Source organism: Nannocystis bainbridge, from assembly GCF_028368995.1.
GTDB lineage: Bacteria > Myxococcota_A > Polyangia > Nannocystales > Nannocystaceae > Nannocystis > Nannocystis bainbridge.
On the sequence record NZ_JAQNDL010000001.1, the window covers coordinates 110,216 to 126,820 of the forward strand.

Annotated in this window: 13 protein-coding genes; 3 read left to right on the forward strand and 10 right to left on the reverse strand. The window is 70.4% G+C overall.

Annotated elements, in window-relative coordinates:
- Nucleotides 1–163: 163 nt before the first annotated feature.
- From POL25_RS00440 to POL25_RS00475, 8 genes are all read right to left on the reverse strand, one after another.
- The gene (locus POL25_RS00440) at nt 164–1,906 is read right to left on the reverse strand and encodes a DUF4215 domain-containing protein (protein ID WP_272083634.1); all 1,743 of its coding nucleotides are present in this window, start codon (nt 1,904–1,906) and stop codon (nt 164–166) included.
- Nucleotides 1,907–2,116: 210 nt separating this feature from the next.
- The gene (locus POL25_RS00445; RefSeq protein WP_272083636.1) at nt 2,117–3,868 is read right to left on the reverse strand and encodes a DUF4215 domain-containing protein; all 1,752 of its coding nucleotides are present in this window, start codon (nt 3,866–3,868) and stop codon (nt 2,117–2,119) included.
- Between the two features lie 301 nt (nt 3,869–4,169).
- Complete coding sequence (locus tag POL25_RS00450) at nt 4,170–5,948, reverse strand: DUF4215 domain-containing protein (RefSeq protein ID WP_272083637.1); 1,779 nt, start codon at nt 5,946–5,948, stop codon at nt 4,170–4,172.
- A gap of 309 nt (nt 5,949–6,257) precedes the next feature.
- Entirely contained in the window at nt 6,258–8,033 is a 1,776-nt protein-coding gene (locus POL25_RS00455; RefSeq protein ID WP_272083639.1) for a DUF4215 domain-containing protein, read from the reverse strand.
- Between the two features lie 316 nt (nt 8,034–8,349).
- Nucleotides 8,350–8,835: a ComEA family DNA-binding protein gene (locus POL25_RS00460; RefSeq protein WP_272083641.1), complete on the reverse strand. Its 486-nt coding sequence runs from the start codon at nt 8,833–8,835 to the stop codon at nt 8,350–8,352.
- Nucleotides 8,836–8,872: 37 nt separating this feature from the next.
- Nucleotides 8,873–10,177 (reverse strand): aspartate kinase, encoded by a 1,305-nt coding sequence (locus POL25_RS00465; RefSeq protein ID WP_272083643.1) that lies wholly within the window; start codon nt 10,175–10,177, stop codon nt 8,873–8,875.
- Nucleotides 10,178–10,240: 63 nt separating this feature from the next.
- Nucleotides 10,241–10,597: a (2Fe-2S)-binding protein gene (locus POL25_RS00470; protein ID WP_272083645.1), complete on the reverse strand. Its 357-nt coding sequence runs from the start codon at nt 10,595–10,597 to the stop codon at nt 10,241–10,243.
- Nucleotides 10,598–10,613: 16 nt separating this feature from the next.
- Entirely contained in the window at nt 10,614–11,348 is a 735-nt protein-coding gene (locus POL25_RS00475) for a pyridoxine 5'-phosphate synthase (protein ID WP_272083647.1), read from the reverse strand.
- A gap of 121 nt (nt 11,349–11,469) precedes the next feature.
- Between POL25_RS00475 and POL25_RS00480 the strand changes: the two genes are divergently transcribed.
- A complete protein-coding gene (locus tag POL25_RS00480; protein WP_272083648.1) occupies nt 11,470–12,819 on the forward strand; it encodes an FAD/NAD(P)-binding protein in 1,350 nt (449 codons plus the stop codon).
- 49 nt (nt 12,820–12,868) lie between these two features.
- Here POL25_RS00480 and POL25_RS00485 read toward each other — a convergent pair whose 3' ends face one another.
- Nucleotides 12,869–14,146 carry a replication-associated recombination protein A gene (locus POL25_RS00485; RefSeq protein WP_373372078.1) on the reverse strand — a complete coding sequence of 426 codons (1,278 nt, stop codon included), beginning with the start codon at nt 14,144–14,146 and terminating at the stop codon, nt 12,869–12,871.
- A 100-nt stretch (nt 14,147–14,246) separates the two neighbouring features.
- On the opposite strand from POL25_RS00485, the gene POL25_RS00490 reads away from it, so the two are divergent.
- Both POL25_RS00490 and POL25_RS00495 read left to right on the forward strand, forming a co-directional pair.
- The gene (locus POL25_RS00490; protein WP_272083652.1) at nt 14,247–14,780 is read left to right on the forward strand and encodes a YfeK family protein; all 534 of its coding nucleotides are present in this window, start codon (nt 14,247–14,249) and stop codon (nt 14,778–14,780) included.
- Entirely contained in the window at nt 14,777–15,169 is a 393-nt protein-coding gene (locus POL25_RS00495) for a DUF423 domain-containing protein (protein ID WP_272083654.1), read from the forward strand. The genes POL25_RS00490 and POL25_RS00495 overlap by 4 nt, the downstream gene beginning before the upstream one ends.
- A gap of 205 nt (nt 15,170–15,374) precedes the next feature.
- On the opposite strand, the gene POL25_RS00500 is transcribed toward POL25_RS00495, so the two are convergent.
- A complete protein-coding gene (locus POL25_RS00500; RefSeq protein ID WP_272083656.1) occupies nt 15,375–16,325 on the reverse strand; it encodes a DUF4215 domain-containing protein in 951 nt (316 codons plus the stop codon).
- Nucleotides 16,326–16,605 lie beyond the last annotated feature (280 nt).

Sequence of the window (16,605 nt, forward strand, 5' to 3'; positions counted from 1 at the left end):
CGCTCCGAGCGCTCGCCGCTCCGCATCGCGCCCTGCCCTGCCCGCCTCTCCCCCGCGGAGCGCTCGCTCCCCGGCGAGGTGACCGCGAGAGCGGCCGCTTAAAAGCCCGAGGGCCCCGGAGCGACGCTCCGGAGCCCTCGACGTGCGCGCCGCGAGGCGCGGCTCACATCGGCTGGACGCCGCAGTCGTCGACCTCGCTCGGGACGCAGCCTTCGCAGTCCCAGCGGAAGTTGTCGATGAGCGTCGCGGTCGACAGGTACTCGTCGGACATGTCGGCCAGGAAGAAGCCGACCGTGATCTCGGCGCCCGGCTGCACGCCGCCCTTGGCCGTGAACCAGTCGGAGCACGCGTGCGACTCGAAGCCGGTGCCGGCCAGCTGCGGCTCGTTGTACGTGTAGCCCGGGCCGTCGAAGTACGGGTCGAGCGCGGTGATGCTGATCGGCAGGCCCTGCGCCGGGTTGTTCGGGTTGGGGATGAAGGTGACGTTGCCGCTGTACGGATCGACCGGCGGCACCGCGTTCGGGTCGTCCGGCGTCGGGTCGACCTGGTAGGCGATCAGCAGGTCGTTCCACGAGGTGCCGACGTAGGTCGGCCACTCGGCCGAGCAGAACGCGAACTCGAAGGTGTAGCCGAAGGTCCCCGGCGGCACGACCGTCTTGAAGCTGAAGTAGATGCGGTCGTTGCCGTCACCGCTGGTCATCTCCCACTGCGCCTGGATGGTGTCCGAGCAGTCGTTGTCGCCGGCACCGTTGTCGCAGCTCTTGAACGGGGTGCCACCGGCGCCGTTGTTGCTGCCGTTCTTGGCCTTGAAGGGCAGCGGCAGCGGGGCGTTGTCGGGGTTGCCGTTGTTGGTGGTGCCCTGGTTGTTCGGCGCCTCGATGACCACGCCGTCGGCGTTCGGGGCGGCGATCTCACCGCTCGAGATAATGAGGAAGGCGTCGCCCTCGCGCGGGCTGTAGAGCCGCTTGTTCGGGGTGGCCGGGTCGTTGTCGTGGTCGAACATGTAGGTGCCGTAGCCCTTGGCCACCTGCCAGCTCACGTTGACCGGGTTGGAGTGCTGGAAGTCCTTGGTGACGATCGAGTTGTTCGGCGCGGCGTTGCAGATGCCGATCGCCTTGAGCATGTTCGTCTTGTCGTTCTTGTCGGTGACGACCGCGGGCGCGTTGTCACAGACGACGTAGTCCGCGGGCGCCTGGCAGTTGGCCGGGAAGAACGGGGTGCAGTTGTTGAGGCAGAAGTCGGCCGGGCCGCCGTTGACCTCGTTGCCGTCGTCGCACTGCTCGCCCCGCTCCTTGATGCCGTTGCCGCACTCCGCCAGCGAGAACGTGCAGTCGGGCTCGCAGCCGTCGCCGGGCTCCTGGTTGCCGTCGTCGCACTGCTCCGGATCCTCGACGGAGCCGTTGCCGCACTCCTGCGTCGGCGTCGCCGTGAGGCAGTCCGCGCTGCACTCGTCGCCGTCCTCGGTGTTGCCGTCGTCGCACACCTCGCCGCCCTCGACGATGTTGTTGCCGCACACCGGCGTGTTGGTGCAGTTCGGCTCGCAACCGTCGCCGGGCTCCTGGTTGCCGTCGTCGCACTCCTCGTTGCCCTCTTGCACGCCGTTGCCGCACTCCGGCAACGTCTCGGTCACACCCTCGGTCGTCGTCGTCGCGTCGGTGGTGGAGGACGTCGTCGCGTCGGTCGTGGCCTGCGTGTCGCTGTCGCTGATGCCCGTCGTCGGCGTCGTCGTCGTCGGCGTGGTGTCGCTCTCCGAGTTGCTGTTGCTGCCCGGCGTCGGGTTGTTGCTGGTGGTGCTCGTCGAGGTGTCACCCTGGGTCTGGCCGCCCGAGGCCGTGACATTGTCGACAGCGTCGCCGCACGCCGCGAGCGCGGTCACGCAAAGCCCGGTGGAGAAGAGTCGAAGCATGGAGGTCTTCATGGTCATGTTCCTGGGGTTCTAAGGTCGTGGCCGTCCGCACGCGCGCCTGGCCGATCGAACGCCAGCGTTTCCCATCCGCTCCCGCCTTTCAAGGGCGTAAGCCCGCAAGCGGCGACGTCTCCCTGACGACACATCTCACGGTTAAACGGCGACGCGGGCCGCCCCCGATGGTGCGGCCCGCGTCGCACGCCACATGGCTCACATCGGCTGGACGCCGCAGTCGTCGACCTCGCTCGGGATGCAGCCTTCGCAGTCCCAGCGGAAGTTGTCGATGAGCGTCGCGGTCGACAGGTACTGATCGGACATGTCGGCCAGGAAGAAGCCGACCGTGATCTCCGCGCCCGGCTGCACGCCGCCCTTGGCCGTGAACCAGTCGGAGCACGCGTGCGACTCGAAGCCGGTGCCCGCGAGCTGCGGCTCGTTGTACGTGTAGCCCGGGCCGTCGAAGTACGGGTCGAGCGCGGTGATGCTGATCGGCAGGCCCTTGGTCGGGTCGTTCGGATCGGGGATGAAGGTGACGTTGCCGCTGTACGGATCGACCGGCGGGACCTGGTTCGGGTTGTCCGGCGTCGGGTCGACCTGGTAGGCGATCAGCAGGTCGTTGAACGAGCTGTTGACGTAGGTCGGCCACTCGGCCGAGCAGAACGCGAACTCGAAGGTGTAGCCGAAGGTCCCCGGCGGCACGACCGTCTTGAAGCTGAAGTAGATGCGGTCGTTGCCGTCGCCGCTGGTCATCTCCCACTGCGCCTGGATGGTGTCCGAGCAGTCGTTGTCGCCGGCGCCGTTGTCACAACCCATGAAGGGCGTGCCGCCGGCGCCGTTGTTGCTGCCGTCCTTGGCCTTGAAGGGCATCGGCAGCGGGCCGCCGTCAGGGTTGCCGTTGTTGGTGGTGCCCTGGTTGTTCGGCGCCTCGATGACGATGCCGTCGGCGTTCGGCGCGACGATGTCACCGTTGGAGATGATCAGGAACGCGTCGCCCTCGCGCGGGCTGTACAGCCGCTGGTTCGGCGTGGCCGGATCGTTGTCGTGGTCGAACATGTAGGTGCCGTAGCCCTTGGCCACCTGCCAGCTCTTGTTGACCGGGCTCGAGTGCTGGAAGTCGGTGGTGACGATCGAGTTGTTGGGCATCGCGTTGCAGATGCCGATCGCCTTGAGCATGTTCGTCTTGTCGTTCTTGTCGGTGACGACCGCGGGCGCGTTGTCGCAGACGACGTAGTCCGCGGGCGCCTGGCAGTTGGCCGGGAAGAACGGGGTGCAGTTGTTGAGGCAGAAGTCGCCGGGGCCGCCGTTGACCTCGTTGCCGTCGTCGCACTGCTCGCCCCGCTCCTTGATGCCGTTGCCGCACTCCGCCAGCGAGAACGTGCAGTCGGGCTCGCAGCCGTCGCCGGGCTCCTGGTTGCCGTCGTCGCACTGCTCCGGATCCTCGACGGTCCCGTTGCCGCACTCCTGCGTCGGCGTCGCCGTGAGGCAGTCCGCGCTGCACTCGTCCCCGTCCTCGGTGTTGCCGTCGTCGCACACCTCGCCGCCCTCGACGATGTTGTTGCCGCACACCGGCGTGTTGGTGCAGGTCGGCTCGCAGCCGTCACCGGCGACGTCGTTGCCGTCGTCGCACTCCTCGTTGCCCTCCTGCACGCCGTTGCCGCACTCCGGCGCGGCCTCGGTCACGCCCTCCGTCGTGGTCGACGTCGAGGTCGTCGAGGTCGCGTCGGTGGTGCCCTGGGTGTCGCTGTCGCTCACGCCGGTGGTCGGCGTGGTCGTCGTCGGCGTGCTGTCGCTCTCCGAGTTGCCGGTGGTCCCGGGCGTCGCGTTCGTGTCGTCCGTGGTCGCGTCGGTGCCCTGGGTCTGGCCCTCCGAGGCGCCCGTGACGTTGTTGCCGTCGTCGCCGCACGCAGCGAGCGCCGAAGCGATGAAACCAGTCGTAAGGAGTCGAATGATCGGTCGAGTCGTCATGGTCGTGTCCTACTCGCAAAGAGTACGGCCGTCCTCGAGTGCGGGACGGCGCCGCCACGATTTCCCATCTTTCGCGGCTTATCAAGCCGTCCCCAGCGCCGACCCGCTCGAGGCCCGATCCTGCGCCAAGCTGGCGAAGACGCGCCCTGACAGGGCGCACGCCCGCTCCAACCATGGGTGATGATTGGACGTCGCGATTGTTCGACTCGCCTCGACATCACACGGACGAAGGTCCGCAGCGGACACAACAAAGGCGCGCACGTCGCCGTGCGCGCCCTTCGAGCTCAAGCCTGCGAGGCGATCACATCGGCTGGACGCCGCAGTCGTCGACCTCGCTCGGGACGCAACCCTCGCAGTCCCAGCGGAAGTTGTCGAGCAGCGCGACGGTGGTCAGGTACTGGTCGGACATGTCCGCCAGGAAGAAGCCGATCGTGACATCGGCGCCCGGCTGCACGCCGCCCTTGGCCGTGAACCAGTCGGAGCACGCGTGCGACTCGAAGCCGGTGCCCGCGAGCTGCGGCTCGTTGTACGTGTAGCCCGGACCGTCGTAGTACGGATCGAGCGCGGTGATGGTCAGCGGCAGGCCGCTGGCCGGGTTGTTCGGGTTGGGGATGAAGGTGACGTTGCCGCTGTACGGATCGACCGGCGGGACCTGGTTGGGATCGTCCGCGGTCGGGTCGACCTGGTAGGCGATCAGCAGGTCGTTGTACGAGGAGCCGACCCACGACGGCCACTCGGCCGAGCAGAACACGAAGTCGAACCGGTAGCCGAACGTGCCCGCGGGGACCTTCGTGTTGAAGGTGAAGTAGATGCGGTCGTTGGCCTGGCCGTTGGTCATGGCCCACTGCGCCTGCAAGGTGTCCGAGCAGTCCTTGTCGCCGTTCGGGACGCCGTTGTCGCAGCTCTTGAACGGGGTGCCGCCGGCGCCGTTGTTGCTGCCGTTCTGGTTCTTGAACGGCGGCGGCAGCGGGACCTGGGCGACGTTGCCGTCAGGGTTGCCGTTGTTGTCGTGGGTCTGCGAGTTGGGCGCCTCGGTGACCACGCCCTGGCCGTTCGGCGCGGCGATGAAGCCCGACGACAGCATGAGGAAGGCGTCGCCCTCGCGCGGGCTGTAGAGCAGCTTGTTCGGGGTCGCCGGATCGTTGTCGTGATCGTAGGTGTAGGTGCCGAAGCCCTTGGCCACCTGCCACGAGTTGTTGACCGCCTGCGAGAACTGGAAGTTGGTGGTCTGGATCGAGTTGTTCGCCTGCGCGTTGCAGATGCCGATCGCCTTGAGCGCGTTGTTCTTGTCGTTCTTGTCGGTGATCACTTCGGGCGTGTTGTCACACGTCACGTAGTCGGCCGGCGCCTGGCAGTTGGCCGGGAAGAACGGGGTGCAGTTGTTGAGGCAGAAGTCGGCCGGGCCGCCGTTGACCTCGTTGCCGTCGTCGCACTGCTCGCCCCGCTCCTTGATGCCGTTGCCGCACTCGGCCGGGGAGAAGGTGCAGTCGGGCTCGCAGCCGTCAGCCGGCTCCTGGTTGCCGTCGTCGCACTGCTCGGGATCCTCGACGGTCCCGTTGCCGCACTCCTGCGTCGGCGTCGCCGTGAGGCAGTCCGCGCTGCACTCGTCGCCGTCCTCGGTGTTGCCGTCGTCGCACACCTCGCCGCCCTCGACGGTGTTGTTGCCGCACACCGCGGTGATCGTGCACGAGGGCTCACACCCGTCGCCGGCGACGTCGTTGCCGTCGTCGCACTCCTCGCTGCCCTCTTGCACGCCGTTGCCACACTCCGGCACCGCCTCGGTCACGCCCTCCGTCGTCGTCGAGGTCGCGTCGGTGGTGCTGGTCGTCGTCGCGTCGGTGGTGCCCTGGGTGTCGCTGTCGCTCACGCCGGTGGTCGGCGTGGTCGTCGTCGGTGTGCTGTCGCTCTCCGAGTTGCCGGTGGTCCCGGGCGTCGCGTTCGTGTCGTCGGTGGTCGCGTCGGTGCCCTGGGTCTGGCCCTCCGAGGCGGCCGTGACGTTGTTGCCGTCGTCGCCGCACGCAGCGAGCGCCGAAGCGATGAAACCTGTCGTAAGAAGTCGAATGATCGGTCGAGTCGTCATGGTCGTGTCCTACTCGCAGAGAGTACGGCCGTCCTCGAATGCGTGACGGTGCCGCCACGATTTCCCATCTTTCACGGCTTATCAAGCCCGGGCACCTGCCGACTGGTCCGCATCGGCAGCGAGCGACCCGCGGCCGCAAAACCGGCATGGACCAGCGTTCCGGGGCTCAAATCCGGCGAAGACGCATCATGACGGAGACGCAAGCTCGGCGGCCGTCGGTCCGCTCCGCCCGCGAATGTCACAGTCGCGCAAAACAAAGAGGCGCGCCCGTCGCCGGGCGCGCCTGTCGATCTCACGCCTGGACAGCGATCACATCGGCTGGACGCCGCAGTCGTCGACCTCGCTCGGGACGCACCCCTCGCAGTCCCAGCGGAAGTTGTCGAGCAGCGCGACGGTGGCGAGGATGTTGTCCTGCATGTCGGCCAGGTAGAAGCCGATGGTGACCTGCGCCCCCGGCTGCACGCCGCCCTTGGCGGTGAACCAGTCGGAGCAGGCGTGCTGCTCGAAGCCGGTGCCCGCGAGCTGCGGCTCGTTGTAGGTGTAACCCGGGTTGTCGAAGTACGGGTCGAGCGCCGTGATCGTCAGCGGCAGGCCCTTGGTCGGGTCGTTCGGGTTGGGGATGAAGGTGATGTTGCCGCTGTACGGATCGACCGGCGGGACCGCGTTCGGGTTGTCCGGGGTCGGATCGACCTGGTACGCGATCAACATGTCGTTGAACGAGGTGCCGACGTAGGACGGCCACTCGGACGAGCAGAACACGAAGTCGAAGGAGTAACCGAAGGTCCCCTGCGGCACCGTGGTCTTGAAGGTGAAGTAGATGCGGTCGTTCGGGTTGCTCTGACCGAGGGTCCACTGCGCCTGCAGGGTGTCGGAGCAGTCCTTGTCGCCGTTCGGGACGCCGTTGTCGCAGGTCTTGAACGGCGTGCCGCCGGCGCCGTTGTTGCTGCCGAAACCGACCTTGAAGGGCGCCGGCAGGGCGTTGTCGTCGGAGTTGAAGTTGTCGCCGTTGCCGACCTGCGAGTTGACGCCGTGGGTGACGACGCCGCTGCCGTTGGGCGCGTTGATGGTGCCGCTCGACAGCATGAGGAAGGTGCTGCCCTCGCGCGGGCTGTAGAGCAGCTTGTTGGGCGTGGCCGGATCGTTGTCGTGGTCGTAGGTGTACGAGCCGAAGCCCTTGGCGACCTGCCAGGTGTTGTTCTGGGCCGCCGGGTCGAACACGAAGTCGGTGGTCTGGATCGAGTTGTTCGCCTGCGCGTTGCAGATGCCGATCGACTTGAGCGCGTTGGTCTTGTCGGCCTTGTCGGTCAGGTTGATGGCGTCGTCGCAGTTGACGTAGTCGGCCGGGGCCTGGCACTGCGGCGGCGAGTACGGGGTGCAGTCGTTCTTGCAGAAGTCGTTCGGGCCGCCGTCGACCTCGTTACCGTCGTCGCACTGCTCGCCGGTCTCCTTGACGCCGTTGCCGCACTCGGCGGGCGTGAAGGTGCAGTCCGGCTCGCAGCCGTCGGCCGGCGCCTGGTTGCCGTCGTCGCACTGCTCCGGGTCCTCGACGGCCCCGTTGCCGCACACCTGCTCCATGGTCGCGGTCTGGCAGTCGGCGCTGCACTCGTCGCCGTCCTCGAGGTTGCCGTCGTCGCAGGCCTCGCCCGCCTCGACGGTCCCGTTGCCGCACTCCGCCGACAAAACGCAGCCCGGCTCACAGCCGTCGCCCGGCTCCTGGTTGCCGTCGTCGCACTCCTCGGTGCCCTCCTGCACGCCGTTGCCGCACTCCGCCTGCGGCTCGGTCACGCCCTCGGTCGCGTCGGTCGCGGCGGTCGTGGTGCCGGTCTCACCCTCGGTGGTCTCACCGTCGGTCGTGGCCTGCGTGTCGCTCATCCCCATGCCGGTGGTCGGCGTGGTGGGCGACTGCGTCTCCGACTCCGACTGGCCGCCAGGACCGGCGGTGGTCTGGCCGTCGGTCTCGGAGGCCGAAGCCTCGGAGCCGTTGCCCGTGGCGCCGGTGACGTTGTTGCCGTCGTCGCCGCACGCGGCGAGCGTGGCAGCACAGAAGCCTGCAGTGAGGAGGCGAAGGATGGGACGAGTCTTCATGTCAGTAAATCCTGATGGGGTGCGCCCGTGAGCGCGGACTTGCGTGTCGCAGCGGCGTCCGCGCGACACGAGCTGAATCAACCGCGCCACGATTTCGGACTTCGCCGATCCGATCAAGCGTCGGCCGACGAGGTGTTCGCAGACTGAGCCGTAGACGACCTGCGGCTAATTCGCGGCTTTACGGGCGCCTCCGGCGCGGCGCCGTCCGTTTGCTCGACGACGACTGTGATTTACGGATCGCGGCTTCCTCACGCGCCGCCACCGCCTGCGTGCATGCCCACGGCTGAACTTTGCGCCCTGTACTTCAAGACCTGTCCTAAGGGACCTGTCCTGAAGGCTCGACGCGAGCTCGCGGGCGCACGGCGGTCAGCCGCGCCGGCCCGATCCCACGCACGCGCTGCAGTTCGTCGACGGTCGCGTACGGTCTTCCTTCGACGATCCGGCGCGCGAGCTCGGGGCCGATACCAGGCAAACTCTCGAGCTCGCTGGCAGCGGCGCGATTGAGATCGACGGGGATCGACAGCGCCTCGAGATCGTCGCCTCGCATGCGGCCCCAGCCGTCGCCGCCGGACTGCGGCGAGGCGACGGCGCACAGCGACGCGGTGGTCACGGCGTCACCGTGGGCCAGCGCGGCGGCAGGCGAGCCCGCGCCGCACAGCGCCGCGAGGTCGCGCGGCGCCTCGTCGTCGCAGCGCAGCGCTCCGTCGACCTCGACCGCGAAATCGCAGGCCGTGACCACGAGCAGCTCCGGCGCGGCCGGCCGCAACCACGCCGCCAGCACCACGACGAGCGCGGCGAGCAACGCGACTGTCGCCCCGACGCGGACCACCCCGACGACCTCAGGCGGCGCTGCTGGTCGGCCCCTCGTGGAGGCCGAACCCGGCGTGCAGGGCCCGCAGGGCCAGCTCGCCGTAGCGCTCGTGGACGACCACGGACACCTTGATCTCGGACGTCGAGACCATCTGGATGTTGATGTTCTCGCGGGCGAGGATCTCGAACGCCTTGGAGGCGACGCCGGCGTGGGTCCGCATGCCGACGCCGACGATCGAGATCTTGCAGATGTCGGGGTCGCTGAGGATCTCCATCGGCCCGGCGCCAGGGAGGAGGTCGAGGCTGCGCAGGCCGGCGACCGCCTTCTTGAGGTCGTTCTCGGGGACGGTGAAGGTGACGTCGGTCGAGCCGCCGCGGCTGGCGTTCTGGATGATCATGTCGACGACGATGTCGGCGCCGGCGAGCGCGCCGAAGATCGAGGCGATGGTGCCCGGGACGTCGGGCACGTTGGTGAGGGTGACCTTGGCCTCGTTGCGGTCGAGGGCGACGCCGGTCACGACCGCGGACTCCAGACTCTTCTGCTCAGACACGATCCACGTCCCTTCGCTGTCGTTCAGGCTCGATCGCACGTGCACCGGCACGCCGAACTTCATGGCGAACTCGACGCTGCGGATCTGCAGCACCTTGGCGCCGAGGCTCGCCAGCTCGAGCATCTCCTCGTAGGTGATGCGGTGGATTTTGCGCGCGCGCGGCTCGACCCGCGGGTCGGTGGTGTAGACGCCGTCGACGTCGGTCAAGATCTCGCAAGCATCGGCCTTGAGCGCTGCCGCGAGCGCGACCGCCGAGGTGTCGGAGCCGCCGCGCCCGAGCGTGGTGATGTTGCCGGCGGCGTTCAGCCCCTGAAAGCCGGCGCACACCACGACCTTGCCGGCGGTGAGCTCCTGGCGGATGCGCCCGTGGGAAAACCCGAGGATCCGCGCGTTGGTGTAGGTGCCGTCGGTCTGCAGGCCGATCTGATGGCCGACCAGCGAGATGGCCCGGCCGCCCGCGTTCTGGATCGCCATCGCCAGCAGCGCGGCGCTGACGTTCTCGCCGGTGCTCACCAGCTGATCGAGCTCGCGCTCGTGGGCGCGGTCGCCGGCCCGCTCACTGGCGAGGTACGGCCCCTTGCTGGCCCGGTCGCCCTGGCCCTCGCCCTCGCTCGCCAGCGCGTTGGCGAGGCCGATCAAGCGGTTGGTCTCGCCCGCCATCGCCGAGACGACGACGACCACGTCCTGGCCGGCGCGCTGAGTGGCGAGGGCCCGCTCGGCGACGTTGCGGATCCGCTCGAGCGTGGCGACCGAAGAGCCGCCGAATTTCTGGACGATGAGCATGGCTTTCGATCGGGACGCGCGTCCCTCGCGGCCTTGCTGTACCGCAATTGCGGTGCGGCGGCACTATTCTTTTCGCGTCTTGAACAGCGGCAGCTGGAACAGCGCCTCGGGCGCCCCGCCGTCACGACCGCCGCGCCGCCGCGCCGCCTCTTCCTCGAGGATCGTCTTGATGGCCCCGCGACAGCTGCCGCAGCCGGTGCCCGCCTCGCAGTCGTCGCCGACCTCGTCGACGCTCCGCGCCCCCCGGCGCACGCAGGCGATCACCTCGTGCTCGAAGACCGAGCTGCACTGGCACAGCAGCACCCGCACCCCTCCGGGATACCGCAGCCGCAGCCGCCCGTCGACGCCCGTCGACGCCCGTCGGCGAGCGCGGGCGCACGCGCGCAGCCCCGCGCCGGAGCGGCCTGTCCGTTCGGACATGTCCCTCACGACATGTCTATTGGAGCAGGCAGCCGAGGTAGTCGCGGACGGCCCGGTCGAGGCCGACGAACAGGGCGTGGCTGATCAGCGCGTGGCCGATCGAGACCTCGTCGAGGTGCGGCAGGTGGCTGAACAGGGGCAGGTTGTCGAGGTCGAGGTCGTGGCCGGCGTTGACCCCGAGCCCGAGCTCGTAGGCCAGCTCGGCGGCAGCAGCGAAGCGCGCGATGGCGGCCTCGCCGCGGCCGGCCGCGTGGGCCTGCGCGTACGGCTCGGTGTAGAGCTCGATGCGCTGCGCGCCGACCTCCGCGGCCCAGCGGACCGCCGCGAAGTCCGCGTCGACGAACAGCGACACGCGGACGCCGAGCGCCTGCAGGTGACCCACGATCGCCCCCAGCTCGGCGCGCGAGGTGTCGGGCGGCCAGCCGGCCTGGCTCGTGATCTCGCCCGGGCGCACCGGCACCAGCGTGCACTGGTGCGGCCGCAGCTCCTCGACCATCGCCAGCAGGTCGGGCCGCGGATCGCCCTCGATGTTGAACTCGACGCGATCGCGCAGCGGCGCCAGCTCGGCCGCGATCGCCCGCGCGTCGGCGGCCCGGATGTGGCGCTCGTCGGCCCGCGGGTGGACGGTGATGCCCGGCGCCCCGGCGGCGACGATGGTCCGCACGGCCCCGATCAGGCTCGGGACGTCGCCGCCGCGGGCGTTGCGGAGGGTCGCGACCTTGTTGACGTTGACGCTGAGGCGGGCGGCCATGCCGCGCGATAGCACCGGCGCGCGCGCTTGTCACCTCCCCTGTCGCCGGCGCCCGCCGACCTCGGCGCCGGCCCGACGCGGGCCCGTTGAAGCCGCGCGGCCGGGGCACTAGTCTCGCGCTGTGCCGTCCGCGTCCGCGCCCGCAGTCGCCGTCGTCGGCGCGGGCTTCTGCGGCGCCGCCCTCGCCTGGCACCTGGCCCGCGCCGGCGGCCCGCGGGTGACCCTGATCGACGGCCGCGGCGAGTTCGGTCCCGGCCTGGCCTATCGGACAGGCGATCCGCGCCACCTCCTCAACACCCCGGCCGGGCGGATGAGCGCGCTGGCGGACGACCCCGAGCATTTCGTCCGCTGGGCCCGGACCGGCGACCATGCAGTCGGCGGCGGCAGCTTCTTGCCGCGCGGCGTCTACGGCGACTACCTGCGCCACCTGGTGGCCGAGGCGAACGTCACCTGTCTCAAGGGCCATGTCGTGGAAGCCCGCCCGCCCGCCCCGGGCAGGTCCGCCGTGCTGGCGCTGAGCGACGGCACCGAGCTGGCCGCCGACCACGTCGTGCTCGCCGTCGGCAACCTGCCGCCGCGCCTGCCCGCCGGGCTGGGGCCGCAAGTCCGCGCCGATCCGCGCTACGTCCACGACCCGTGGACGGCGCCCGGGCCCGCGATCGCGCCGGACGCCACCGTGCTGGTCTGCGGGACAGGTCTGTCGGCGCTCGACCTCGCGCTCGGGCTGGGCGGCGCCGGCCACCGCGGCCCGATCCACCTGCTGTCGCGCCACGGCCTGTTGCCGCAGGCCCATCGCGCCCCCTCGCGGCCGCCCGAGCCGCATCCGCCCGCGTTCACCGACTGGCCAGCCACCGCGCGCGGGAGCCTGCACGCGCTGCGAGCAGCCGCCCGCCTCGAGGCGACCCGCGACGGCGACTGGCGCGACGTGCTGGCCGACCTGCGACCGGTGACGCAGGCGATCTGGCGCCGCTGGCCCGCGGACGAGCGCGACCGGTTCGTGCGCCACCTGCGGGTGTTCTGGGAGGCCCACCGCCACCGCGCGGCCCCGGCGACCGCGGCCGCGATCGCCGAGCTGCGCGCGGCGGGCCGCCTACAGGTCCACGCCGGGCGCGTCGTGGACATGTCCCTCGGGACAGACGCGATCACGCTGGCGATCCGCCCGCGCGGCCGGACCGACCGCGTCCACCTGCGCGTCGCGGCGCTGCTCAACGCCACCGGCCCGTCGCCCGACCCGCGCGACGGCGCCGACCCGTTGCTGCGCGACCTGATCGCCCGCGGCCTGCTGGTGCCCGAGCCGCTCGGCGCGGCGATCACCGACGACGGCGCGGTGATCGACGCCCACGGCCGCGCCTCGAGCTGGCTGCACGCGCTCGGCGGCCTGCGCCGGCCGCAGCTGTGGGAGACGACGGCCGTGCTCGAGCTGGCGCCCCAGTGTCAGGCGCTGGCCGAGCGGCTGCGGGGCCGGCAGTGACGTGTCCCTCGGGGCATGTCCTCGACGACATGCCCCTTCAGACAGCCTCTCACTCGTCTGACTCGGGCTCGCCCGTGCCTCCGCGCAGCTGCTGCAAGCGGGCCCACGCGGCCGCCTCCCACCCGCGCGGGCCCGGTTGGGCGTAGCGCTGGCCGCGGAGCGCCTCGGGCAGGTAGCTCTCGCCCCCCGGCACCACCCCGCCGTCGAAGTCGTGCGGGTACTTGTAGCCGACCCCGTACTGCGCCTCGCGCATCAACGCGGTCACGGCGTTGCGGACCGCCATCGGCACCTCGAGGCTGCCCGCGCGCATCACATCCTTGCGCGCGTTGGCGTAGGCCGTCAGGGCCGTGTTGCTCTTCGGCGCCAGCGCCAGGAACAGCGCCGCCTGCGTCAGCGGCAGCACCGCCTCGGGCATGCCGATCTGGTGGGCCGCCTGGGCCGCAGCGACCGCCAGCGGCAGCGCCTGCGGCTCGGCGTTGCCGACGTCTTCGGCGGCGAAGATCACGATCCGCCGCGCCACGAAATCGACGTCTTCGCCCGCCTCGAGCATGCGCGCCAGCCAGTACACCGCCGCGTCGGCGTCGCTGGCCCGCATGCTCTTGATGAAGGCCGAGACCACGTTGTAGTGCTCCTCGCCGGCCTTGTCGTAGCGCAGCGAGCGGCCTCCGACCGCCAGCTGCGCCACCTCGCGGCTCAGCTGCGTCTCGCCCTCGGGCACCAGGTCGACCGCCAGCTCGAGCGTCCCGAGCGCCCGCCGGGCGTCGCCCTGCGCCGTGTGAGCCAGCGCCGCCAGCAGCCCGTCCTCGGCCTCGAGCTTGCGCGCCCCGAGCCCGCGCTCCTCGTCGGTCAGCGCCCGCCGCAGCAGCGCCACCAGGTCGCGGACCTCGATCGGCCGCAGCTGCAGCACCCGCACCCGGCTCAGCAGCGCCGCGTTGACCTCGAAGCTCGGGTTCTCGGTCGTCGCCCCGACCAGCGCGCACACCCCGGCCTCGAGGTGCGGCAGCAGGATGTCCTGCTGCGCCTTGTTGAAGCGGTGGATCTCGTCGACGAACAGCAGCGTCCCGCGGCCCTCGTGGGCCCGGCGCCGGCGCGCGACCTCGACCACCTCGCGCAGCTCCTTGGCCCCGGCCGAGGTCGCTGACAGCACGCAGAACGCGCTCTGCGTGTGCTCGGCCAGCAGCCGCGCCAGCGTCGTCTTGCCGGTCCCGGGAGGCCCCCACAGGATCAGGCTCGGCACCCTCCCGGTGTCCGCGAGCCGTCGCAAGATCTTCCCCGGCGCGAGCAAGTGCGTCTGCCCCACGACCTCGTCGAGGCGGCGCGGCCGCATGCGCTCGGCCAGCGGCACCAGCGTGGGGTCGCGTTGCCAGGCCCGCTCGAAGAGGTCGTCGCTCGCGTGGGACTGCACGGTGCGTGGTAGCCTACCAGGCGTGACGCGCCGCGCCGCCCCTCCCGCGCCCGCGACCGCCCGCCGGTGGTCGACCTCGCCGCGTGCGCTGACCCTCGCGCTCGCCGTGGTCGCCGGCGTCGGGCCCGCCTGCGACGAGAAGTTCCAGTCCTTCCTCCGCAACGCCTCCGACCGCCACGTCGAGCGCGAGAAGAAGAAGGAGACCGACGCCGATCGGGACGCCATCGAGGCGGCCGCGATCTCGCCGCCCGTGCGCGCCGCGATCGCCCTGGTCCGCACCAGCGACTACGACTTCGTCGCGGTCAAGTCCGACGGCAGCCGCAAGCGCTACAGCGGCTTCGACTTCGCCGCCATGCTCGAGACCAAATCTCGCTGGCTCGGCCGCGGCCTCGACGAGCTGTCCGCCTGGCTCGACCAGATCGGCGGCCGCACCTTCTTCGGCGGCCGCTCCTACTTCGTCCGCTTGCCCGACGGCCGCGAGCTCAACTTCCGCAGCTGGCTCGAGGCCGAGATCGCGGCCCTGCCGACCGCCCTGCCCGCCACGGAGACCCCATGACCGCAAAGATTGGCATCATCCTCGCCGGCCTCCTCGGCATGCTCGGCGTCGCCGCCGGAGCCTTCGGCGCCCACGGCCTGCGCGACCGCGTCGGCCCGCGCGAGCTCGAGATCTGGAACACCGGCGCGCACTACCAGCAGGTCCACGCCGTCGTCCTCCTGGCCGTCGCCCTGTGGGCCCTGTCCGCCTCGACCCGCGGCGAGCCGGTCGCCCTCCACGGCGTCGCCATGTCGCTGTTCGTCGCCGGCATCGCCATCTTCTCCGGCACCCTCTACGCCATCACCCTCGGCGGCCCGCGGATCCTCGGCGCCGTCACCCCGCTGGGCGGCCTGTGCCTGCTCGCCGGGTGGCTGACGATCGTCGTCCTCGGCCTGCGTCAGGTCGGGTAGCGGCCCGCTCGACCGGAGCCCGCCGCTTCGGCCCGCGTCTGGCAGCCGGTCGGCCTGTATCGACCTGCCGGCCGTACTTCGAGACATGTTCTATCGAACATGTCTCGAAGAGCATGCGCATGAAGACATGCTCTCATGCGCATGTCCCGGGGGCCATGCTCCTGTCACGCGCGTCGCGCCTCCGGAGCGCGCGCCGGCCCGTCGCTCAGTCGACCCCGCAGTAGCGCAGCGCGCAGGTCGGCGGCGCAGGCAGCTTGTACATCACGAACGGCCCGCAATTCTGCACCGCGATCGGGACCTTGAAGTGGCAGCTCTCGCCCTCCCAGTGGAAGCAGACCTCGCGCGCCACCACCCCGTCGGCGGGGCCCGGATCGGTCCCGCTGAGCCACCCGGGCGCGTGCGTCCCGCACGAGAACTGCGGCGGCGCCGTGGTCGGCATGCGCCGCCCGGCCGAGCCGACGAAGCGCGACCACTGGCCCTCGGCCGGCAGATCCAGGTCGCACTCGACCTCCTCGATCTGCGACGCCACGTTGCGCCCCGGCTGCGCCAGCGCGACCGCCTGCCCGCACTCGCCTGGTAGGTCCTCGGTCACGCACCCGTTGCAGCCGTCGCCGGGCGTCGCATTGCCGTCGTCGCACAGCTCGCCCTCGGCCGCCTGTAGCACGTTGTCGCCGCAGCGGGGCGCGAGCGCCGAGCAGCCGGGCGCGCAGCCCTCGTAGCTGTTGTCGTTGATCTTGTCGTCACACGCCTCGGTCCCCGCGCGGACGAAGCCGTCGCCGCAGCGCGCTTCCTTGCAGGTCGTCGGGCAGTCGTCGGTGTCCGAAGCGTTGCCGTCGTCGCACTCCTCGCCGTCCTCGATGGTCCCGTTGCCGCAGTCGGCGGGCGGCTCGGTCGTCACCGTCACCGTGAACGACGTCGGCCCGATGGTGGGGTCGGTGAACACGGTCGTGAAGGTCGGATCGATCGTCGTCGGGTCGATCGTCGTCGGGTCGATCGTCGTCGGGTCGATCGTCGTCGGGTCGATCGTCGTCTCGGTCGTCGGCGGATCGATCGTCGTCGGCAGCGTATCGGTCAGCGTATCGGTCAGCGTATCGGTGGTGATGGAGGTCGAAATGGTGTCGGTCGTATCGATCTTGATCGCGAAGCAGCCGCTCACGAGGTGCGCAAAAACAAGCCCTCGTGCCACGAGCCCCCACCGTCTACAAGCGAGTAACATATGCACTTCAAGTTACTCGTGGGCCCCGCACCCGTGCAAGGCCGAGCCCTCGATCGGGCTGGCCCGGGCCTGCGCGGCGCGATCCCGCGTGTTCGTGTGTCGCTCGCGGGTGCGGGCAATCGGCGTCAGTTGACAGCCGGCGAGCATTGCCGCATCGAGGCTCTGATGACGAGGCAAACCCACCGCCCCTGGTTCGGTGCCGCGCTCGGGATTGTGTGGC